At 53.0% G+C, this 19,097-nt stretch carries 21 protein-coding genes; all 21 read left to right on the top strand.

From position 1 onward, the window contains the following. Positions 1 to 462 precede the first annotated feature (462 nt). Positions 463 to 969 carry a GNAT family N-acetyltransferase gene (locus KJS42_RS02145; RefSeq protein ID WP_213621826.1) on the top strand — a complete coding sequence of 169 codons (507 nt, stop codon included), beginning with the start codon at positions 463 to 465 and terminating at the stop codon, positions 967 to 969. 80 nt (positions 970 to 1,049) lie between these two features. Continuing rightward, on the top strand, positions 1,050 to 1,754 hold the full coding sequence (locus KJS42_RS02140) for a gluzincin family metallopeptidase (RefSeq protein WP_213621825.1): 705 nt from the start codon (positions 1,050 to 1,052) through the stop codon (positions 1,752 to 1,754). 154 nt (positions 1,755 to 1,908) lie between these two features. Continuing rightward, positions 1,909 to 2,358, top strand: a complete 450-nt coding sequence (locus KJS42_RS02135; RefSeq protein WP_306433123.1) for a histidine phosphatase family protein — start codon at positions 1,909 to 1,911, stop codon at positions 2,356 to 2,358. Between the two features lie 238 nt (positions 2,359 to 2,596). Beyond that, positions 2,597 to 3,403: an aminoglycoside phosphotransferase family protein gene (locus KJS42_RS02130; RefSeq protein ID WP_213621824.1), complete on the top strand. Its 807-nt coding sequence runs from the start codon at positions 2,597 to 2,599 to the stop codon at positions 3,401 to 3,403. A gap of 12 nt (positions 3,404 to 3,415) precedes the next feature. Next, positions 3,416 to 3,730, top strand: a complete 315-nt coding sequence (locus KJS42_RS23325) for a GNAT family N-acetyltransferase (protein WP_306433122.1) — start codon at positions 3,416 to 3,418, stop codon at positions 3,728 to 3,730. A gap of 7 nt (positions 3,731 to 3,737) precedes the next feature. After that, on the top strand, positions 3,738 to 3,923 hold the full coding sequence (locus KJS42_RS23320; protein ID WP_306433121.1) for a GNAT family N-acetyltransferase: 186 nt from the start codon (positions 3,738 to 3,740) through the stop codon (positions 3,921 to 3,923). Next, on the top strand, positions 3,920 to 4,348 hold the full coding sequence (locus KJS42_RS02120; RefSeq protein WP_244868354.1) for a GNAT family N-acetyltransferase: 429 nt from the start codon (positions 3,920 to 3,922) through the stop codon (positions 4,346 to 4,348). The genes KJS42_RS23320 and KJS42_RS02120 overlap by 4 nt, the downstream gene beginning before the upstream one ends. A 21-nt stretch (positions 4,349 to 4,369) precedes the next feature. Further along, entirely contained in the window at positions 4,370 to 4,810 is a 441-nt protein-coding gene (aac(6'), locus tag KJS42_RS02115; protein ID WP_213621823.1) for an aminoglycoside 6'-N-acetyltransferase, read from the top strand. Beyond that, on the top strand, positions 4,811 to 5,392 hold the full coding sequence (locus tag KJS42_RS02110) for an ATP-binding protein (RefSeq protein ID WP_244868353.1): 582 nt from the start codon (positions 4,811 to 4,813) through the stop codon (positions 5,390 to 5,392). Beyond that, positions 5,392 to 5,796 carry a GNAT family N-acetyltransferase gene (locus KJS42_RS02105; protein WP_213621822.1) on the top strand — a complete coding sequence of 135 codons (405 nt, stop codon included), beginning with the start codon at positions 5,392 to 5,394 and terminating at the stop codon, positions 5,794 to 5,796. Before KJS42_RS02110 ends, KJS42_RS02105 begins: the two co-directional genes overlap by 1 nt. 130 nt (positions 5,797 to 5,926) lie before the next feature. After that, positions 5,927 to 6,943 (top strand): NAD-dependent epimerase/dehydratase family protein, encoded by a 1,017-nt coding sequence (locus KJS42_RS02100; protein WP_155605161.1) that lies wholly within the window; start codon positions 5,927 to 5,929, stop codon positions 6,941 to 6,943. Continuing rightward, entirely contained in the window at positions 6,943 to 8,019 is a 1,077-nt protein-coding gene (locus tag KJS42_RS02095; RefSeq protein ID WP_213621821.1) for a dihydrodipicolinate synthase family protein, read from the top strand. The genes KJS42_RS02100 and KJS42_RS02095 overlap by 1 nt, the downstream gene beginning before the upstream one ends. Positions 8,020 to 8,090: 71 nt before the next feature. Then, positions 8,091 to 10,166, top strand: a complete 2,076-nt coding sequence (locus KJS42_RS02090; protein WP_213621820.1) for an alginate lyase family protein — start codon at positions 8,091 to 8,093, stop codon at positions 10,164 to 10,166. Between the two features lie 138 nt (positions 10,167 to 10,304). Then, positions 10,305 to 11,711, top strand: coding sequence for an ABC transporter substrate-binding protein (locus KJS42_RS02085; RefSeq protein WP_244868352.1), 1,407 nt, complete (start codon positions 10,305 to 10,307; stop codon positions 11,709 to 11,711). Between the two features lie 37 nt (positions 11,712 to 11,748). Further along, a complete protein-coding gene (locus tag KJS42_RS02080; RefSeq protein ID WP_155605164.1) occupies positions 11,749 to 12,720 on the top strand; it encodes a carbohydrate ABC transporter permease in 972 nt (323 codons plus the stop codon). After that, a complete protein-coding gene (locus KJS42_RS02075; protein ID WP_193415091.1) occupies positions 12,717 to 13,532 on the top strand; it encodes a carbohydrate ABC transporter permease in 816 nt (271 codons plus the stop codon). The genes KJS42_RS02080 and KJS42_RS02075 overlap by 4 nt, the downstream gene beginning before the upstream one ends. A gap of 59 nt (positions 13,533 to 13,591) precedes the next feature. Continuing rightward, positions 13,592 to 14,584 (top strand): Gfo/Idh/MocA family protein, encoded by a 993-nt coding sequence (locus KJS42_RS02070; RefSeq protein ID WP_213621819.1) that lies wholly within the window; start codon positions 13,592 to 13,594, stop codon positions 14,582 to 14,584. Then, on the top strand, positions 14,574 to 15,401 hold the full coding sequence (locus KJS42_RS02065; protein ID WP_213621818.1) for a sugar phosphate isomerase/epimerase family protein: 828 nt from the start codon (positions 14,574 to 14,576) through the stop codon (positions 15,399 to 15,401). Before KJS42_RS02070 ends, KJS42_RS02065 begins: the two co-directional genes overlap by 11 nt. Beyond that, positions 15,398 to 16,720 (top strand): helix-turn-helix domain-containing protein, encoded by a 1,323-nt coding sequence (locus tag KJS42_RS02060; RefSeq protein ID WP_213621817.1) that lies wholly within the window; start codon positions 15,398 to 15,400, stop codon positions 16,718 to 16,720. The genes KJS42_RS02065 and KJS42_RS02060 overlap by 4 nt, the downstream gene beginning before the upstream one ends. A gap of 91 nt (positions 16,721 to 16,811) precedes the next feature. Continuing rightward, complete coding sequence (locus KJS42_RS02055) at positions 16,812 to 18,110, top strand: hypothetical protein (protein ID WP_213621816.1); 1,299 nt, start codon at positions 16,812 to 16,814, stop codon at positions 18,108 to 18,110. Then, positions 18,107 to 19,090, top strand: a complete 984-nt coding sequence (locus tag KJS42_RS02050) for a dihydrodipicolinate synthase family protein (RefSeq protein ID WP_213621815.1) — start codon at positions 18,107 to 18,109, stop codon at positions 19,088 to 19,090. The genes KJS42_RS02055 and KJS42_RS02050 overlap by 4 nt, the downstream gene beginning before the upstream one ends. Positions 19,091 to 19,097 lie beyond the last annotated feature (7 nt).

Here is a 19,097-nt window from a genome sequence, read left to right as displayed (position 1 = left end):
GGGTGAACCAAGGTTGGCTATGGTTGATGGGCTATTTCCTATTATTGATCTTAGCGACAAACCACGTTTACGGCTATTCCTTATTGGACAGCTTCCTGGAGTTCATAGGGATTGGTAGTTGGACGAGGGAGGGGCAGTTAGGCTGGCATATTACATCCTTGATTGCAATTCCTCTATTATTATTTTGCTTGTACCAGACGGTTCGTTGGTTGAGGGGGAAATATCCTAGAATCCTGCTTACTATGTTCATTGTATCGGTCATCTTGACTGTGGTGTATCCCCAGATCACCAAAGGGATCGTAAATTCTCTCGATGTTTTGTAAGTGGATTCGTGGGAGGTTTGTTCTTTGCGGAGAAGAATAGACGAATAAGGTGGTCTATGGGCTGCTAAAAGAGGATTGGGAAGCAAGAGTATGATTAGCTAGTTAAGCGTAATTCGAGGAATGAGGAAGTGTTAGCGGAATGAATGTTTTTGAGCGTGTGTATGAAATCATGTCGGCATCCTTTCCCGAGATCGAATACCGAACCCAATTTGGGCAAAAAGAGCTGTTGCGGCATCCTGAATATCGGCTGATCACCGAGTCGGATGAGAAGGGACGGATTATCGCCTTTTTGGCGGTTTGGGAATTTCCGATATTCCGTTTTATTGAGCATTTTGCAGTAGATGCAGCTATGAGAGGAGGCGGAATCGGGGATCGGTTGATGAGTCATTATTTGGGCGAGTCGGACCAATTGACTGTTCTCGAGGTGGAACTGCCGGAAGATATCATCTCATGTCGTCGAATCCGGTTTTACGAGAGACTGGGATTCCACCTTAATGAGTATCCCTATGTTCAGCCGCCGTTGAGGGTCGGGGGACAAGATCTACCACTGAAAATCATGAGCTACCCCAAGCCACTCACAGAGCAGGAGTTCCTGGCATGTAAGTCGCTTCTATACGATAAAGTGTATCGCATACCTAATATTTGACAAGAGAGCGAGGAAGATTTTTGAGGCATAAATTTACGATATGGAGTATGGTCACGATGCTACTCTTAGGATCTTGTTCCTTGACTAAGCAAGGAGATGAAGATGAACTCTACCTAATCCAAGAAACGATCCATGGGAAATTCTACTCACCGAGTCAAGATGATGATGTTCAACAAGTTATTCAAGAGCTTGCCCTAAATTACGAATCCAATTATGAGCGATTAACGACCATGTTCCAATTTAGTCCATCTAAGAAAACGAGGGTTCATGTGTATACGGATCGCGAGCAATTTTACAAAATCATAGGTCGTCAAACCGAAGGTACATACGATGCCAAAGATAACATTATTAAGGTATTTACCCCGCCGCAAATACGATTTGTTCCTTCTTTACATTCCGAATATACGGATCAATTAGTTCATGAGTTTATTCATGCCATAATCCAACAAATCCATCCGGCGGTTGGAAGTGTGAAGTGGCTGGATGAAGGCACGGCATTTTACGCTGCATTGCAACTTGAGGACGCACTGAATCAGAAACATCATTTTCGCGAGATTCCAACACTAGAACAGCTAAATAGTCCCACCTTCTTTGATGATTACGGAAGTTCAGCTTATTTCTATAGCGGCTTAATGATCCAGTTCATTGTCGATGAGTATGGACTTGAATCGTTAAATGAAATCATTAGAGAACCTCTAGCCTTGGAGACAATCCTGGGTACGACCATGGATCAACTATATTTACACTGGAAAGCATACTGCAATAAAGAGATTCTCTCATTGTAGAATGAAATGAAACAGGAGAAATGTTATCCTTACCAATCCAATCCTAAGTAAGGGGGGATATCTTTGAAGCGGATATATCTAATCAGACATTGTAAGGCTAATGGTCAAGAAGCCTCGGCGAAGTTAACGCAGGAAGGAGAAGTTCAGGCGGGGCATGGCGGATTTTTTACATGATAGATTCATAGACTGGATGGTGAGCAGCCCCTATCAAAGAGCGGTCTCAACAGTCCAACCGTTATCCCAACGTTTAGGTTTACCTATACATATGGATCATCGTCTTCGTGAGAGAGTCCTGTCGTCAGAGGGGATGCCAGATTGGATGGATAAACTGAGGAAGTCGTTTGATGATCTCGATTTGAAGTTACCGGGTGGTGAATCCTCACGTGAGGCGATGACCCGGGGAGTTGCTGCCATCCAAGACCTCATCCAACGGCCGGAAAGGAAAATCGCTGTGGTGACGCACGGAAATCTAATGGCTCTTATCTTGAAACACTTTGATGATTCATTTGGGTTTGAGGCATGGAGTCGGCTTACGAATCCGGATGTGTATGAGCTGGGGTTTACCGGGGATAAGGTAATGGATGTAAAGCGTCTTTGGAAGTAGTTTGGTCGAAAAATCGAATACATTTTGGCGTTTTCGTCGGTTTTATCGCAATGTATATGAAAATTCATATAGATATGCACACTTTCAAGTATTTTGGCCTAAATCTATATGAAAAACCGAATACAATTCGGATTTTTCGTTGCCAGCGCCAATTTAGATATGAAATTTCGAATACAATTCCGATAGTACGTAAAGAAACCATGAACCGAATTAGAACCATCGACGGGAGGTTTACTTTTTGTCCGAACACGAAGAAATCTTGCATGGCGGGAATATCAATCAGGTCGTGAGAGTCGGGGGAACTGTACGAAGGAAGGCGAAGCCCAATCCTTATGTGTATGATTTACTCAAACACCTTGAAGGTCAAGGGTTTGCTCATTCCCCGAGATTTTTGGGGCGCGATGAACAGGGGAGAGAAATGCTAACTTATCTTGAAGGCGATGTGCCGGGGAACGACTACCCCGAAATTGAACGATATATGTGGTCGGACAGCGTGCTTACCGAGTTGGCTAAGCTCTTGAGAAGTTATCATGATGCCACTACAGGATTTGTAACCACCCAGAAATCGATTAATAGTTATCCCGATGAAGCATTGCATGAAGTGGTCTGTCATAACGACGCAGCTTTATATAATGTTGTGTTTGATCACAATCGGCCAGTAGGGATCATTGACTTTGATATGGCCGGCCCCGGTCCGCGGTTGTGGGATATCGCTTACACCTTGTATACTTCCGTTCCGCTTGCTGCTTTTTCACCTGGAGAAGTGGATCACGAGGTTGTTCCTTATGATCGGGAGAGTCATGCGGTTCGGCGAAAAAGTAGGATTGAGCTGTTCTTCCAATCTTATGGGATGGAGGTCCCGGGTGACCTCAAGAATTGGGTCATTTCTCGAATTCAAACCATGTGCACTACCTTATCCGAGCGTGCCGCATCCGGAGACACGGCATTTATCAAGCTTGTTGACGAAGGCCATTTAGCTCACTACGAGAAGGAAATTAGATTTCTTGAGGAGCATTTTGAGGATTGGACAGAACAACTTTTTTGAAGGCGGTATAACATGAATTATCCGAACATGGAAACTGAAAGACTATTCATCAGAGAATTGACTTTGGCAGATGCAGCCGCCGTATTGAGGCATTTTTCGGTACCGGAGGTCACGAAATTTATGGATATTGAGGTTTGTAAAGATCTTCAGGAGGCCGAAGAGATCATCGCCTTCCATATCCAGGACACGGGATGCCGATACGGATTATTCAGCAAAGATACCCAGGAGCTCATCGGGACTTGCGGTTACCATTGCTGGTACACCGAAGGGAATCCGGGAACTAAAGCAGAAATCGGGTTTGATTTAGCACCAGGTTATTTGGGGTAAGGGACTCATGCAGGAGGCCATGAAACCATTAATCCGTATCGGATTTGAGCTTATGGGGCTGGACTATATTGAGGCGACGACGGAAGTCGATAACCTCCAATCTCAGAGACTGCTTCAGAAGTTGGGGTTTCACCAAGAAAGTGAGTTAAAAGAAGGACTACTCTATTTTACGTTGAGGAGGAAAATAAGTTGAGCGCAGAATACACCCTAATCCATAGAGTACCTACGTTGGAGGAATACACTAAACTTTGCACCGTCGTAGGTTGGAAAGAGTTTATGAACTTTGAGGTCGCCGACCTATCCTTAAGCCAATCGATATTCAGCGTTGTTGTGGAGCAGAAGGGTGAAGTGGTCGGGATGGGGCGGATCGTAGGGGATGGGCAGATTTATTTTTACATACAGGATGTTGCTGTGGATCCCGATCATCAAGGACAGGGCGTGGGACGACAGATCATGGAGGCTTTGGTGAATTACCTAAAAGAAAATGCACCGGAAAAAGCTTTCGTAGGCTTGTTTGCGTCCCAGGGAAAGGAAGCGTTCTATCGTCAATATGGGCTTAACGATCACGAAGGAATGACAGGGATGTTTGGGGTTGTGATGGGACGGAAAATTCTTTGAGTACGCTTAGAGGGAGAACGAATGATGATTGAACATGCCAATCCAACCAATCTGGATGATGTAACTCGTTTGGCGTTGAAGCTTTGGCCGGATCATGAATGGCTGGAGCTTCGGAGCGAGTTTGAAGACTTGCTAGCATCGGAGAAAGATCGGGTCTATCTTGCTGCCAAGGATGGGAACTATATCGGATTCTTGCATATGTCTCTCCGCTTTGATTACGTTGAAGGCACCAGCTCCAGTCCGGTCGGATATGTGGAAGGCATTTACGTTGACGAAAATCATCGAAATCAAGGAATCTCGAGGCAATTGGTGGCGGCGGGGGAAGTTTGGGCGAAATCTCTGGGATGTAAAGAGTTGGGTTCGGACACAGGATGGGATAACCAGGTAAGCCAAGCGTTTCACCAAAAGATTGGATTTAGGGAAGCCGGTAGAATCGTAGCGTTTATGAAGGAGATTGGCTAAATGGAAGATACGCCAAGGGGCCGCTTTGTAATTATGACGGTAGGAATGACGCATAGCGGAAAAACGACATTTGCCACAGAGTTGGAAAAAGTCTTGCAGCAAGATGCGGTGGTCATTGATCAGGACAATCATGCTGCGTTCATTAACGCGCATTATATGAAATTGCGCCCCTCGGAAGGGCCAAATACGTTAAAGTTCTCCATCACCAATACCATTGTGGCGTATGCGGTAGAACACAGTCACATGCACATCATTCTGAGTAATTCAAATTTGCATGAACCCTCGCGAAGGAATGTGCTTCGCTATTTTCAGGAGAAGGGATTTAAGCGAATTCTGGTTTACTTTGATTTGCCCTTCCATTTGCTAGAGGAACGCGTGGAAAAGACGCAGAGAAAAAATAAGATCTTTCGAAATGCGTCTAGTTTTTCGGAAGTTTTGGATCGACAAAGAGATTCGAAACAGGATCAACCGGGACTAGAAGAAGCGGACTATTTATTTGTCATTAAGGATCCGCGCGACTTCCCTGTAATCCTTGGGCAGATCCGGGATCTCTGCATGGATAACGAACGGGGGGAGCAATAGTGAACATTGAGTTCGCCACCGAAGCAGACATCGATTATATCAGCGAGAGGGACAAACATCTCGCAAGGACGCTAATTCCAACCAAGATTATGGCGGGGGAAATCTACATCCTTCGGGATTCCAACCAAGCCATCGGCTGGATGAGGTTCAATTATTTTTGGGACAACACGCCGTTTATGAATCTCATATGGATTGACGAACCTTATCGGGGGCAGGGACTTGGCAAGGATGTTGTCCTTCACTGGGAAGAGCAAATGAGAGAGCGGGGCTTTCAAGTCGTAATGACCTCGACGCAATCCAACGAGGAGGCGCAGCATTTCTACCGGAAGCTTGGATATGTCGACGTCGGGTGTTTGCTGCAGGAGAAGGATCCTCTTGAAATTCTCTTGTCCAAAAAGCTATAGCATAGATTTATAGGAGGGAATCGGCGGCGGCCGGTTCCCTCCTGCTTTGTTTTTAGGACGATATAAGGTCGTTGTCTGGAATTCCTGACGCTTCTACCATAAAGGGGAAAACCAGATGAGGTGATGAGAGATGAAAACGATTCTTGAGCTGGAACAGCGTTTGAGCGAGCCCTCAGACCGGCTGGTTCGGGATCTTGCAGGGCTGGACGGCGATGTTCTGATTCTGGGTGTCGGCGGGAAAATGGGCCCCAGCTTGGCCAAACTGCTTGCCCGGGGCTTGGCCGCCGCAGGGAAGAACGCCAGGGTCACCGGCGTTTCCCGGTTCTCCTCGGGGACGCTGAGGGAGGAGCTGGAGGCAGCGGGCATCCGCACCGTTTCGGCGGATTTACTGGAAGAAGCCGCGTTGTCGCGTCTGCCGGAGGCACGGAATGTCATCTACATGGCCGGCCACAAATTCGGGACGACCGGACGCGAGTATTATACCTGGGCAATGAATGCCTATCTCCCGGGGCGGGTGGCGGAGAAATTTAAAGCCTCGCGGATCGTGGCTTTCTCGTCCGGCAATATTTACCCGCTGACGGCGGTTACCCAGGGCGGGGCTTCGGAGGAAACCGCCCCCGCGCCAATCGGCGAATATGCACAATCTTGCTTGGGGCGGGAGCGGGTCTTTGAATATTTTTCCCGTAAGAACGGTACCCCGCTTGTCAACTTTCGGCTGAATTATGCGATTGATCTGCGGTATGGCATTTTGCTGGAGGTAGCCAAGGCGGTGAAGGAACGGGAGCCCATCGACCTGAACATGGGCCTGGTAAACGTCATTTGGCAGGGGGACGCCAATGAGATGGCGATCCGTTCGCTGTTGCATTGCGATTCGCCGCCGAAGACGTTCAATATCACTGGGCCGGAGACGGTATCGATCCGTTGGCTGGCCGAACGGTTTGGCGAAGCCTTCGGAATCCGGCCGGTATTCACCGGGGAGGAACAGGCGACGGCGTTATTAAGCAATGCTTCCGCATCGCATGCTTTATTGGGGTATCCACGGGTTTCACTCCGAGAAATGATGTGTTGGACCGCGGATTGGGTTGAGATTGGCGGAAATACGTTAGGGAAACCTACCCATTTTCAGGAAAGGGGAGGGGTGTTCTGATGGGCAATCAACCGCAGTTGAAACCCGAGCTGCACAAGCTGCTGCACCGGGGAACGGTGATCCCCGCGCACCCGCTGGCGCTGGACGCGACGCGCCGGTTGGATGAGCGCAGACAACGCGCGTTAACGCGTTATTATATCGCCGCTGGGAGCGGCGGGATCGCGGTAGGGGTTCACTCAACGCAATTTCAGATCCGCGACCCTGAAATTGGTTTGTTTGAGCCGGTACTCCGCCTGGCCGCCGAGGAGGTGGAAGCCGCCGGGCTACAACGCCCGTTCCTGAAGGTGGCAGGCATCTGCGGCCCAACCGAGCAGGCGGTTCGCGAAGCCGAGCTGGTCGCCGGGCTCGGGTATGACCTGGGCCTGGTCAGCAACGGCGGGCTGGCGGATGACAGCGAGGCGGAGCTGATCCGCCGTACGGAAGCGATCGCCACGGTGATCCCCGTCTGCGGGTTTTATTTGCAACCGGCGGTGGGTGGGAAGCGGCTTAGCTACGCGTTTTGGCGCGAACTGGCGGAGCTTCCCGGGGTGAAGGCGATCAAAATCGCCCCCTTTAACCGGTATCAGACGCTGGACGTGGTGCGGGCCGTATGCGAATCCAGTCGCAGGGACGAGATTGCGCTTTATACCGGAAACGACGATAACATCGTCGCGGATTTGCTCACCGTATTCAGCTACCGCACAACCTCGAGGCAAACGGTGGAGAAGCGGATCGTCGGCGGACTGCTGGGCCACTGGGCGGTATGGACGTCCCAAGCGGTGGAGCTGCTGGAGGAGATCATTGCTCTCCGCGAGAGCGGCGCCCCCATCCCTGCGGAGTTGCTAACGCGCGGCATGCGAATCACCGATGCGAACGCAGCCTTTTTTGATGCGGCTAACGGGTTTCAAGGTTGTCTTCCCGGCATTCATGAGGTGCTGCGACGCCAAGGCTTGTTGGCCGGTCGATGGTGCCTCGATCCGGAGGAGGAGCTGTCTCCCGGACAAATTGCAGAAATTGATCGCGTATATCGCGCATATCCTGATCTTAACGATGATCGGTTTGTCCAAGAAGGGTTGGAAGAGTGGCTGGGGCTTTAACTGAAGTCGACATGGGAAATCAAATGCCTTGTGGACCGATGGATGAGTTATGAAGGAGGCTAGCAAAGCAAATGGCGTTAGGAGAGGATGATAACCCGGTAACCCGGCGTTTTTACTGGATTGAGGAGGAACGACCCTTTATTGTGGATGCCTGCCGCAAGCATTGGCCCGAAGAAGTGAAGCAGGTGCTCCACCGGGCTGATTTGGCCGCGCGAAACACGTTTATTTTCACCCATCGTTGGGATATGGAGCGCTGCGAAGAGGAGGTGGCTTTCCCGAACGGCATTGATTGGTATTACCGGCATAACGGGGATCTGGAATGGCTCGTCATGCTGAACCGGGCGAGATACATGGGCGAGTTGGGGCAAGCCTATTGGTTAACCGGCCAAGAATCGTATGCGCTGGCGTATATCCGGCTGCTGAAGGATTGGATGAGACAAAACCCGCTGAGCGAAGCGGAAGTGTTGGGGAGCGCTGATCGCAGCTTCAATGTCAAGGATACTTGGCGCAAGCTTGACAGCGGCATCCGAATCACCCATTGGCTTAAAGGCTATTATTGCGTGCGCGGCTCGAAGCATTGGGGGACGGAGGAAGAGACGGTATTCCTCGAAGCGGTCCGACGGCATGGGATGTACCTGAGCGTCGCCTATACGTCGCATGACCGGCAAAGCAACTGGGGATTTCTCGAAACGAATGGCCTGTTTCAATTGGCACTGCTATTTCCCGATCTGGAGGAAGCGGAAAAATGGCGGCAAATCGCGGTCCAGCGCTTGGTGGAGATGTGCCCGCTACAGGTTTTTGAGGACGGCTTGCAAAATGAACAAAGCAGCATGTACCACCATGAGGTGCTGCATTGCCTGTTCGAATCGGTTTGGCTTGCGGAGCTTAACGGCATCGCGTTGCCGCCCACCCTCCATGATACTCTAAACCGAATGTACACCGCCTCGCTGGCGATCATCCAGCCGGACGGACGCCAGCCGAATTTTAGTGACAGCGACAGTACGGATATCCGGGACGTGCTCGCGAGAGGGGCCGTGCTGTATCGGAGAGGCGATCTGAAATCGCAAGCCTATGGATCGCTGGATTACGAAGGAATCTGGTATTACGGACAAAAAGGGTTCGAACTCTACGAGAAACTCGAAGCAACGGTGCCGGAGTTCGTCTCCAAGGAGCTGGCGCAAGGCGGGTATGCCTTTATGCGCAGCGATTGGGAGCCTACGGCTCGTTATCTCTGGTTCGATAACGGGCATATGGACGTGATTCGGGCCCACGGACATGACGATGCCCTGCATATCAGTTTGTTTGCTTACGGCCGCGAGTTTCTGGTCGATCCGGGACGGTGCACCTACATGGAAACCCGTGATCGCCAGTATTTCAAGGAATCACTCCAACACAATACGATTTCCGTCGACGGACAGACGATATCGGACTACGTGGATTCCTGGAAGTGGAGGAACGTGGCTCGTTCGTTCGGTCGCGTGTGGCAGACCGCCCCGGGCTACGACTATGCCCAAGGGGGACATGACGGCTATTGGCGGTTGCACCATCCGGTTCAGGTGATGCGCCAAATCCTGTTCGTGAAGCCGGATTATTGGGTTGTCGTCGATACCTGCCTGTCCCACGGCGACGAGGAACACGCCTACGCGCTGCCGTTTCATCTAGCCGAGGGGCTGGAGGTGCGGTTTCAGGCCGAGAATCGCCTCGTGATCGGAGACGCCGGTAACAGCGGGAGCGGAGGGCCGGTGCTTCGGGTCCTTCCGCTTCATCCTGTGAAAATCGACGTCGAACCGAGCTGGGTCTCGCGCAACTACAACGAGAAGACGCCCGCCTGCAAAGTCGTCCTTCGGCAATCCGGGCAAGGGTTTACGAAGTTTGTCACGGTGTTGGTTCCAGCCCGGCGGCAGAGCGAGGCGCCGCCAGCCATCCGCCAACTGGACGTGCTGGACAGCTACGGCCGCCCGGTTCCAAGGGAGCTGGCGACGGCACTGTCGGTCACACATGAGAGCGGGGAGGATGCGGTGTTATTTTCACACCAAGGGCCTCGGGGGTACCAGTTTGCCGACGTGCACCTTAGCGGGGATGTGCTGCTGGTTCGCCGAGCTCACGCCGTAGCGCCTTTCGCTCAAACGTATATTGTGAATGTTTAGTGCGCGCGATTTTGGGGCGATTTAAGGACGTTGAACTCTAATTCGGGGTCCTTTACTTTGAAGATAATCACAGCACCACTCCCATCGACCTTCTTGAAATAGCTTACATGGGGTGGGGAATAAGCAAGGGGGATGGAAATGGGACGTCAGGGCATGAAACGGAAAGGGATCGGAGCAATCGTCATTTTGACGTTTGTGTTGTTGATTTCGGCATGTTCCGGGGGAGGGAACGGGACTCCGTCCACGAATGGCGGCGGGACCGGAGGGAACGGAGGTACGGCGGAAGGGCAGCAGCAAAATCAACCGCAAGAAACGGCCGACAAGCCGGTGGAGTTGAGACTAGGCTATTATTCCTCGGCACAAACCGATGCGAAGATGCAGGAGCTGATCGCCAAGTTTCAGGAGAAGCATCCGAATATCACGATCAAGACGGAATCCTCGCCTTACAATCAGTTCTTCCAAAAGCTCGACACGCAGATTGCGGCGGAAAGCGCGCCTGACCTCTGGCTGTCCGACGGCGTGCTTGTCCCCAAATACGCGGAACGCGGCGTCTTAAAGGATTTGACCGAATGGATTGATCGGGACTTGAAGAAGGACGACTATTACGGCCTCGACTTCAACAAAGATGCGAACGGGAAATACTGGGGCGTCCCGCAGGGGATTCAAATCGCCGTCCTCTACTATAACAAGGACATGTTCGACGAGGCTAAGGTCGCGTATCCAACAGAGGATTGGAACTGGGACGATCTCAAGGCAGCGGCGGAGAAGCTGACCAAGGATTCGAACGGAGCTTATGCGACGGATACCGCTTTTGACAAAAATAAAGTCGCGCAATACGGCTTAACGTTTTTCAGCATTACCGAAGGCTGGATGACGGTGCTGAAATCGTACGGCGGCGGCGTCCTGGACGAAACGCTGACGAAGTCGATCATCCATACGCCAGAGAACAAGCAAGCAATGGAATGGATCGTAGACGGTATGCAGCGCGAACTGTTAACAACCCCTTCTGATTTGAAAAGCTTCCAAAGCAACATGGCGCCATTTCCTAGCAAAGCCGCAGCCATGCGCATCGGGATCTATGCCCGCACAATCGATGCGAATGCAGCGGGGTTGAATTATGACGTGACCCTGCTACCCAAGGGGCCGGACGGCAAACGGTTCTCCCCGGTCATCGCGAACTCCTGGGTCATCAACAAGAAGGCGGAAGGGGCGAAAGGTGACGCGGCTTGGGAATGGGTGAAATACTGGGCGACCGAAGACGAAGCGCAAAATGAATGGGCGGCCCTGGGAGAAGCGGTGCCGGTCAAAAAATCGGTGGCGAACTCCGAGCAATTCTTAAGCGGCAACCCGGAGAACAAGAAGGCATTCCTTGATAGCTTTGAATTCGCCGGCACGCTAGACGTCAACGCGGTTTGGAGCGAATGGGTCGGGAAGTTTGGGGACAACATCAACCGGGCTTTTGAAGGCGAGATTAGCGTCGACGAGGCCTTAACCCAAGCAGATAAAGAGGTACAGCAGGTGCTGGATGAATTTTATAAGAAATAGAGGCGGATGACCAAATCGATAAGAAAGCGTGATGAACATGGTGGGGAAAACGGCAGACCTTCGGACAGGAGACCTGGCTCATACCGGGTCTTCCCCGATCCGCAAAAAACGAAGTCGGTTGCATCACGATGGCAAATGGGGGCTCCTGATGGTGACCCCTTATCTCGTTCATTTTCTCGTATTTGTACTTGGGTCGCTCTTGGCCTCCTTATATTTCAGCTTCTCTGAATATGATATCTTGAACCCGCCGAAATGGACCGGTATGGACAATTACGTCAAGCTGCTGAGCGAGCCGGTCTTCTGGAAGGCGCTGGGGAACACCGTTTATTTCACGATCTTGTTCGTGCCGCTGCAGACCTTCTTTGCCCTCGTACTCGCGGTGGCGCTAAACCAGAAGCTGCGGGCGCTGAAAATGTTCCGTCTCGCGCATTTCTTGCCGGTCATCTCCTCCTGGACGGTCATCATGTACGTGTCGGACGCGGTGTTTAACCCGAGGTTTGGCTTTGCCAACTCGCTCTTGCAGGCGTTAGGCCTGGATCCTCAGAAGTGGCTGCAGGATGAGCATCTCGTCATCCCGTTGCTCGTGCTGATTGCAGTATGGAAGGGCATCGGGTACATTATGGTGATTTATTTGGCTGGACTGCAAAATGTCCCGTCCGAGGTGTACGAAGCGGCCGAAATCGACGGCGCAGGCACGCTTCAGAAGTTCCGCCGCATCACCGTGCCGCTGATCTCCGGCACCACGTTCCTCGTGCTGATCATGAGCACGATATCGACGTTCCAGGCGTTTGAGCAAATCTACGTCATGACCGGCGGGGCGATGGACGCTTCGTCCGCAGGAGGGCCAAACAAAGCAAGCCTTGTGCTGATGATTTACTTGTATCAGGAGGGATTTTCGTTCTTGCGTATGGGGTATGCCTCCGCGATCGCCTGGGTGCTGTTCGTGATCCTGTTCTTGCTGACGGTCGTCCAAATGACGTTGCAGAAGAAGTGGGTGCATTACGAATGAGAAAGAAAAAAATCGCCGGTTATACGGTCATTATTTGCAGCTCGCTGATCATGTTGCTGCCTTTTCTTACGACGGTGTTTAATTCCTTGAAAAGCTACGCTCAATACACCAAAGTTCCTCCAGAGTGGTTTCCTTCTCCCGTGCAGTGGAGCAATTACGTTGAGGTCTGGAAGCTTGGGGCGTTTGGCCAGTATACGATGAACAGCGTCATCATCACCGTGCTGTCGGTCATCGGTGCGCTGATCTCGTGCTCCATGGTCGCTTTCGCGTTTGCCAGGCTGAAGTTTCCGTTCAAAAATACGCTGTTCCTCGTCGTTCTCGGCACGATGATGATTCCGCCGGTCGTCCTGATCATTCCGCAGTTCGTAATCTTTAAGTCGTTGCATCTGCTCGACACGCTGACTCCGCTTTGGATCATCGAATGGTTGGCCCAGCCGTTTGGCATTTTTCTCATGCGACAAGCCTTTCTGGGCATCCCGCGAGATTATGAGGAATCAGCCCGGTTAGACGGCTGTAATCCGATGCAAATCTATTGGCGGATCTTTATGCCGATGTGCAAGCCGACCTTCGCAACGCTGGCGGTGTTCACGTTCATGACGAAATGGAACGAGATTTTGTCTCCGGCCATCTTCCTAACGTCGAAGGAGAACTTTACGTTGCCGATCGGCATCTTGTCCATGGCCGGACAATGGTCGGGCAATGAGCAGTATATGGTGGCCGCCGCTCTGATGAGCTTGATTCCGATCCTGCTCGTGTTCCTGTTCGCGGAGAAATACTTTGTGCAAGGCAGCAATTCCGCCGGCATTAAGTAGAGACGGTGGGATTGTGCCAAGGCAGCAATTCCGCCGGCATTAAGTAGAGGAGGGAGTTTATGAGTTATCGGATTGTAATGATCGGGGCCGGCGGCATTTCGCGTAACCACCTGGATGCGATTCGGCAACTGGGGCCGGAGCGGTTGACCACGGTGGCGGTCGCGGATCCCGATGGCGTTAGAGGGCGGGATGTCGCGGCCCAATATGGCCTCGCCTATTATCCCAGCTACCAGGAAATGATCGTTCGGGAAAAGCCGGACATCGCCATCATCGCGCTGCCGCATCATCTACACGAGGAATGCGCCGTTTTCTGCGCAGCGAAGGGCTGCCATCTGCTGTTGGAGAAGCCGATGGCGATCAGCTCGGCGTCCTGCGACGCGATTCTGGCTGCGGTAAGGGAAGCCGGGATAGCGCTGATGGTCGGGCATACGCAGCATTATTTGCCGGCGAACCGGCAAGCGAAGACTTTGATCGAAAGCGGTAGGCTGGGCAAGCTGGTGGCGATTCATGACACTCGGCACAAAGCCTATTTCGAAGAAGAACGCCCGCGCTGGTTCCTCGAGAAGGAGAAGGCCGGAGGCGGCATCCTGATGAATTTGGGCGCCCATTCGATCGATAAGATCCAGTGGTTGACCGGTCGCCGGGTGACGAAAGTCAAGGCGATGCTCAGTTATGAAGCGCCGATCGGCAATGTGGAGGGCAGCGGCATCGTACTGGCGGAGACGGAGGGCGGCATAGGTGCGGTGATCGTCCAATCCGGCTATGCGGGCGTGGCAAAGGACGAAACGGAGCTGATTTTTACCGGCGGAATGGCCAGGCTGGTTTCTCGCCAAGGCCTATGGATCAGCAGCGACGGGGAGTACGAACCGGTGGAAGGTGATGATGACCAAGGCGACGAATCTCCGTTTGCCTCGCAGCTATATGATCTGCTGGATGCCATCGAGCATCGCTCGGAGCCGGAATGCTCCGGCGAATACGCCAAGTCGGTGATCGCCGTACTAGAGGCGGTGTACCGTTCACAGGCTACGGGGGTGGAACAGGTTGTCGACTGAGCCGAAAACCCTCGCGATGAAATTCAGTATCTGCTCCACCGGACTCAAAGGGATGATCCTCAAGGAAGTGCTGGAGGCAGCTAACCGGTTACAGCTTGATGGGGTTGAGCTATGGGACGGCCACATCGCGGAGTATTTAGATGGCGGCGGCACGACTCACGACCTTCGACGGTTATTATCCGAACAACGTCTCAGTGTCCCGGCAATCAGTACGTACACCTCCTTTTCCCAAAACGAAGCAGCCGATCTCCAGCAGGTCCAGAGGGCAGCCCGTTGGGCTAAGGAACTGGGTTGCCCGAGGATACGTACATTCGCAGGGCATCTATCGTCCCGTGAGGCGCCCCCCTCTTTATGGGATAGCGTAGTATCCGGTCTATCGGCTGCATCCGCAGCTTGTGAGCAGGATGGAGTTCGACTGGTTATCGAAATGCATAACAATACGTTGGCCGATACCACAGACGACATTTCCAAGCTGCTGGATCGAGTTGGCCCGGAGTTGGAATTGATCTTCGACGGGTTTAATTTTTTCGTTGATCATCAAGATCCCTTGCCTGCCCTAGATCGGTTCTATCACCGGATATCCCACGTTCATTTCAAGAACTATCAATGGAACCACCAGGACTGGGCCCAAAGCGTTCCCGTTCCCGTGCTGCAAGGAGACTGTGACCATCGCGCAATCCTGCGAAAGCTGGCGGAACTGGAGTATGACGGATTTCTCTCGTTTGAATATTTCGGCGATCGGGTCCTGGAGTTAACGCAACTTTCCCTCATCGAAGTGACCCAGGAACTGTCCGGTGGAGGTGACGATCGTCCTTGAACCTCAATGTGGCGGTAATCGGTCCAAGTGACTTGGTCGATAAGGTGGTGGAAGTCGGCAGCGTGTTTCAGGAGCTCAACATGATCCCGGCCCCCTATCCACATGAGCAGGATACGCTCGAAGTCGTGGCCCGCGTTCGGGAGCAGGCGGACATTCTGTTGTTTACGGGTCCGATTCCCTATCAGCTCGCACTCAATAGCGAGCCTGGCCTGCCGATGGTGCATGTACAATATTCCGGGACTACGTTGTATAAGGTGTTGTTTGATTTCTACCGCACCCAGCTGCTAGAGATGGATGGGGAAATCCGTATCAGCGTGGACGTGCTCCTGCGGCATGAACTGGAGGAGCAGCTAGACGAGCTTGGCCTGGTGCGCCGGCAAATTTACGTCAAACCGTACAGCGCGGGTACGCGCCACGAAGATCTGGTCGCCTTTCACTACGAGTTGTGGAGCCAGGGGCTCGTCGCGGCCACCGTCACTTGTGTCACTTCGGTGTATCAGCAGCTCGTTGAGCTGGGCGTTCCCGCTTTTCGCGTCGTGCCTACGCAATCGTCCATTCGGGACGTGCTGAACCGCGCGCTCCTCGAGGGGAAGAGCCTTCGTTTATCCAGCACGCAAATGGCGATCGGCATTCTGAATATCGATCATTTCGAACGGGTTGTGAAGGAGGCGGCTTCCGACTACGAGGTTCAGCGCAAAAAAATCATCCTTCAGCAAATCCTGATCGATTTCGGGGAGGAGACGCAGTCTTTGATCAACTGGACGGATTCGGGCGAGGTCTCCTTCATCACCACGCGGGGGATCATTGAACAGGCGACTCGCAAATTCGAGCAAGCCCCGCTGCTGCTGGAGGTGATGGAGCGGCTGCAGTGGAAGGCGAGTATTGGAATCGGCCTCGGTCGAACGGCGAACGAGGCGGAAGGAAAAGCGCGGGAAGCGTTGCTAAAAGCCAAAGCGGGCGGGGGCGGCAACTGTTTTCTCATGATGCAGGACGGGCAGGTCTACGGGCCGATGGGATCAGAGCTGACTTTGAAATATTCGGCACGCAGCGAAGACCCGGAGCTGATCTCCATGGCCAAAAAGGCCGGTCTCAGCGTCGGAACGCTGAACAGGTTAATCTCTCTATGTCGCAGGCTGGACACTAGGGCCTTAACCGCAGCGCAACTGGCGGAAGGATTCGGGATCACCCTGCGCAGCGCTCGGCGAATCATGGCCGCGTTGGAGAAATACGAATTAGCCACCATCGTGGGGGAGGAGCAGCCGGTGGGCCGCGGTCGACCCCGTCAAATTTACGCACTGCACATCGACGGTTTCTTTTGATCGGGGAAAAATAGGCGTTTCGGAGGACAAAACGGGGGCAGATTCGGCATACAAATCAGGATATAGCGTTATTCAAAAGGGGATGAAGCCAATGAACCGCCTGATACTGCCCGCCGTTCCCAGCCACCGCCATACGGATGGGGTCCGGATTCGCCGCGACTACGAACGGTTCCGACATACGGGTCTTCCGAAGCGGCTTGAGATTTATTTGATGGAGGCGTATGGCATCGACGTCGCTTCCAGGTACGGACTTACTCCGATCAAGAACCCATTTGGCAAAGCCGCGGGCCAGCTGTCGCTGAATGAAGCTCAAGTTCGTACGGATGCGCAGGCCGGCCTGGGATTTGTCGTCCTAAAAACTGTGATCGCGGAAAACGGACAAGGCCATCGCGGGATGGAGGCTTGGGCCGTCAAGGATACGCGGATGAAGGTGGAGCCTATCACCGGGAAGGAAACAGGCGACAGGGGGTGGAACGTTACTTGGCATGGACGGGGGTGGCATGGTTCGTTTGCGGAATACCTGGGCTTCTTCGCAGCCTCACTGCGCCATGGGTCCGAATGGGGGACCGTCGTCGTGCCTTCCTGCAAATATCACTTGCCGGCGGGAAACGACGATTTTGCGTTAGACGAATATCGCCATACGACGCAGAGTTTGGCCCAGGTTTGGCGGAAGGCCGGCGAAGCGGGTCCGCTCCAATTGGAAAAAGACTTTAGCCCGACGCTAGCCGGATCGGACCGGGCGGAGCAACAGGAGGCCATCCTTCGTTGGTATCGAGAGGTGCCCAGGCTGATCCAATCGGCCTTGCCGCCGGACGAGCTTCAACTGGGAATTAAACTGATGAATACGGTGTTTGATGATGACTTTCAATTGCGGACGATTAGAACGTTGATTGAAGAAGGTGAGGTTCGGCCGGATTATCTCGTCTACGCGAATCGGCTTTATGAACGGCCGAGTCAAGATGGCGAGAAGCGCGGGGCCGCCTATGGCGGGCCGGACCTGAGTCGCCGAAATCTGCGGCTTCTCTCCAGGCTGCGCCGATTGGAGCTTGAGGGGGAGCTGACGGTACCTGTTCCCGGCATTTCGGGGACAGGAGATGTGCACTCCGGTAAGATGGCGCTGGAATACGCATTGCGCGGCACCGAAAGCTTGCAGATGCACACCTTGTTTCAGCTGCCCTCCAGCGCGTATGGCATGACCATTGGCAGCAAAACGGAGCGGGCTTTGCATGATCTGTATTTTCATCCGGAGAACGGATTGGTCACCTGGATGCTTCACTTAAGGGAAACTGGGGAAATCGGACATCGGGAGGGAATCGCCTCGTTCCGCGAGGTGACCACTTGGTATCGGGAGCGGGGACGCGATTTTTTCGTAAAGGGGGATCACGAATGAATATTACCGAGGTGAGACAAGCCTTGGCATGGGGACTCGTCCCGGCCGTTCCGGTCCCGCGCGACCTTACGGGCCAGATCCATGAGCAAGCGCAGGAGGCTTATGCTCGGTATCTTGCGTCACAATCCATCGCCGGGGCGGCCGTTTGGGCACATACAGGACGGGGATTACATATGGACCGTTCGGAGCGAATTTCGGTTCTAGAGACGTGGAGAGCGGCGCTTGGAGAATCCAAGCTGTTGGTAGCGGGCGTTGGAGCGATCCCGGACTTCCGTTTGCTGGGTGCGGCCAAGATAGATCGATGGAAGCAGGACAGCTTGTCCATGGCTGCCGATGCGGTTCAGGGGGGAGCGGACGCTCTGCTCGTATTTCCGCCTGTGATTCTCCATGAGCTCCCGGAAACGGAACGGAATCAAGCCATTGTGGACTATCATCAAGCGTTAGGGCAATTGGGGAAACCTCTCATTTTGTTTTATTTATATGCCGAGGCCGGGGGAATCGCCTACTCCACTGAAGTGCTGAGAGCCTTGTTGTCCCTTGAGATGTCAGTAGGGATCAAAATGGCGACGCTCGACAGCGTGATGACGCTGCAGGACGTGTCCACGCTCATGTCCGAAGAATTCCCGGAGCAGCTGCTCATTACCGGAGAGGACCGGATGTTCGGATATTCGCTGATGCGCGGGGCTCGCGGCGCCTTGGTTGGACTAGGCGCCGCGTTCCCGAACATTCAGCATGACCTGATGCAGGCGTATGCCGATGGAGACTACGCAATGTTCATGGCGTTATCCGCCCGGGTGGACGGCTATGCCGAGAGTACATTTATCCGCCCGATGGATCAATATATATTGCGTATGCTTGGGTGCCTTGCGCTGTCCGGCGTGATTCCGGAGGAAGCCGCGAATGACCTCGCCGACTACAGAATGACCCGGCAGGAGATCGCTTCTCTTCGCCGGGCCATTGAACGGTATCGGTTGTATTAGCCCGCGC

It is taken from the genome of Paenibacillus sp. J53TS2 (assembly GCF_018403305.1).
GTDB lineage: Bacteria > Bacillota > Bacilli > Paenibacillales > Paenibacillaceae > Fontibacillus > Fontibacillus rhizolycopersici.
The sequence above is the reverse complement of the archived record's forward strand: the minus strand, read 5'-3'. Positions and strand labels throughout refer to the sequence as shown.

Bases quoted from the DNA above. Each gene is read 5' to 3' on its own strand.
- KJS42_RS02050 (WP_213621815.1), top strand. From the start codon at position 18,107: ATGAATATTACCGAGGTGAGACAAGCCTTGGCATGGGGACTCGTCCCG.
- KJS42_RS02135 (WP_306433123.1), top strand. From the start codon at position 1,909: ATGGCGGATTTTTTACATGATAGATTCATAGACTGGATGGTGAGCAGC.
- KJS42_RS02095 (WP_213621821.1), top strand. From the start codon at position 6,943: ATGGGCAATCAACCGCAGTTGAAACCCGAGCTGCACAAGCTGCTGCAC.
- KJS42_RS02100 (WP_155605161.1), top strand. From the start codon at position 5,927: ATGAAAACGATTCTTGAGCTGGAACAGCGTTTGAGCGAGCCCTCAGAC.
- KJS42_RS02145 (WP_213621826.1), top strand. From the start codon at position 463: ATGAATGTTTTTGAGCGTGTGTATGAAATCATGTCGGCATCCTTTCCC.
- KJS42_RS02085 (WP_244868352.1), top strand. From the start codon at position 10,305: ATGGGACGTCAGGGCATGAAACGGAAAGGGATCGGAGCAATCGTCATT.
- KJS42_RS23320 (WP_306433121.1), top strand. From the start codon at position 3,738: ATGCAGGAGGCCATGAAACCATTAATCCGTATCGGATTTGAGCTTATG.
- KJS42_RS02090 (WP_213621820.1), top strand. From the start codon at position 8,091: ATGGCGTTAGGAGAGGATGATAACCCGGTAACCCGGCGTTTTTACTGG.
- KJS42_RS02070 (WP_213621819.1), top strand. From the start codon at position 13,592: ATGAGTTATCGGATTGTAATGATCGGGGCCGGCGGCATTTCGCGTAAC.
- KJS42_RS23325 (WP_306433122.1), top strand. From the start codon at position 3,416: ATGAATTATCCGAACATGGAAACTGAAAGACTATTCATCAGAGAATTG.
- KJS42_RS02110 (WP_244868353.1), top strand. From the start codon at position 4,811: ATGGAAGATACGCCAAGGGGCCGCTTTGTAATTATGACGGTAGGAATG.
- KJS42_RS02055 (WP_213621816.1), top strand. From the start codon at position 16,812: ATGAACCGCCTGATACTGCCCGCCGTTCCCAGCCACCGCCATACGGAT.
- KJS42_RS02080 (WP_155605164.1), top strand. From the start codon at position 11,749: ATGGTGGGGAAAACGGCAGACCTTCGGACAGGAGACCTGGCTCATACC.
- KJS42_RS02075 (WP_193415091.1), top strand. From the start codon at position 12,717: ATGAGAAAGAAAAAAATCGCCGGTTATACGGTCATTATTTGCAGCTCG.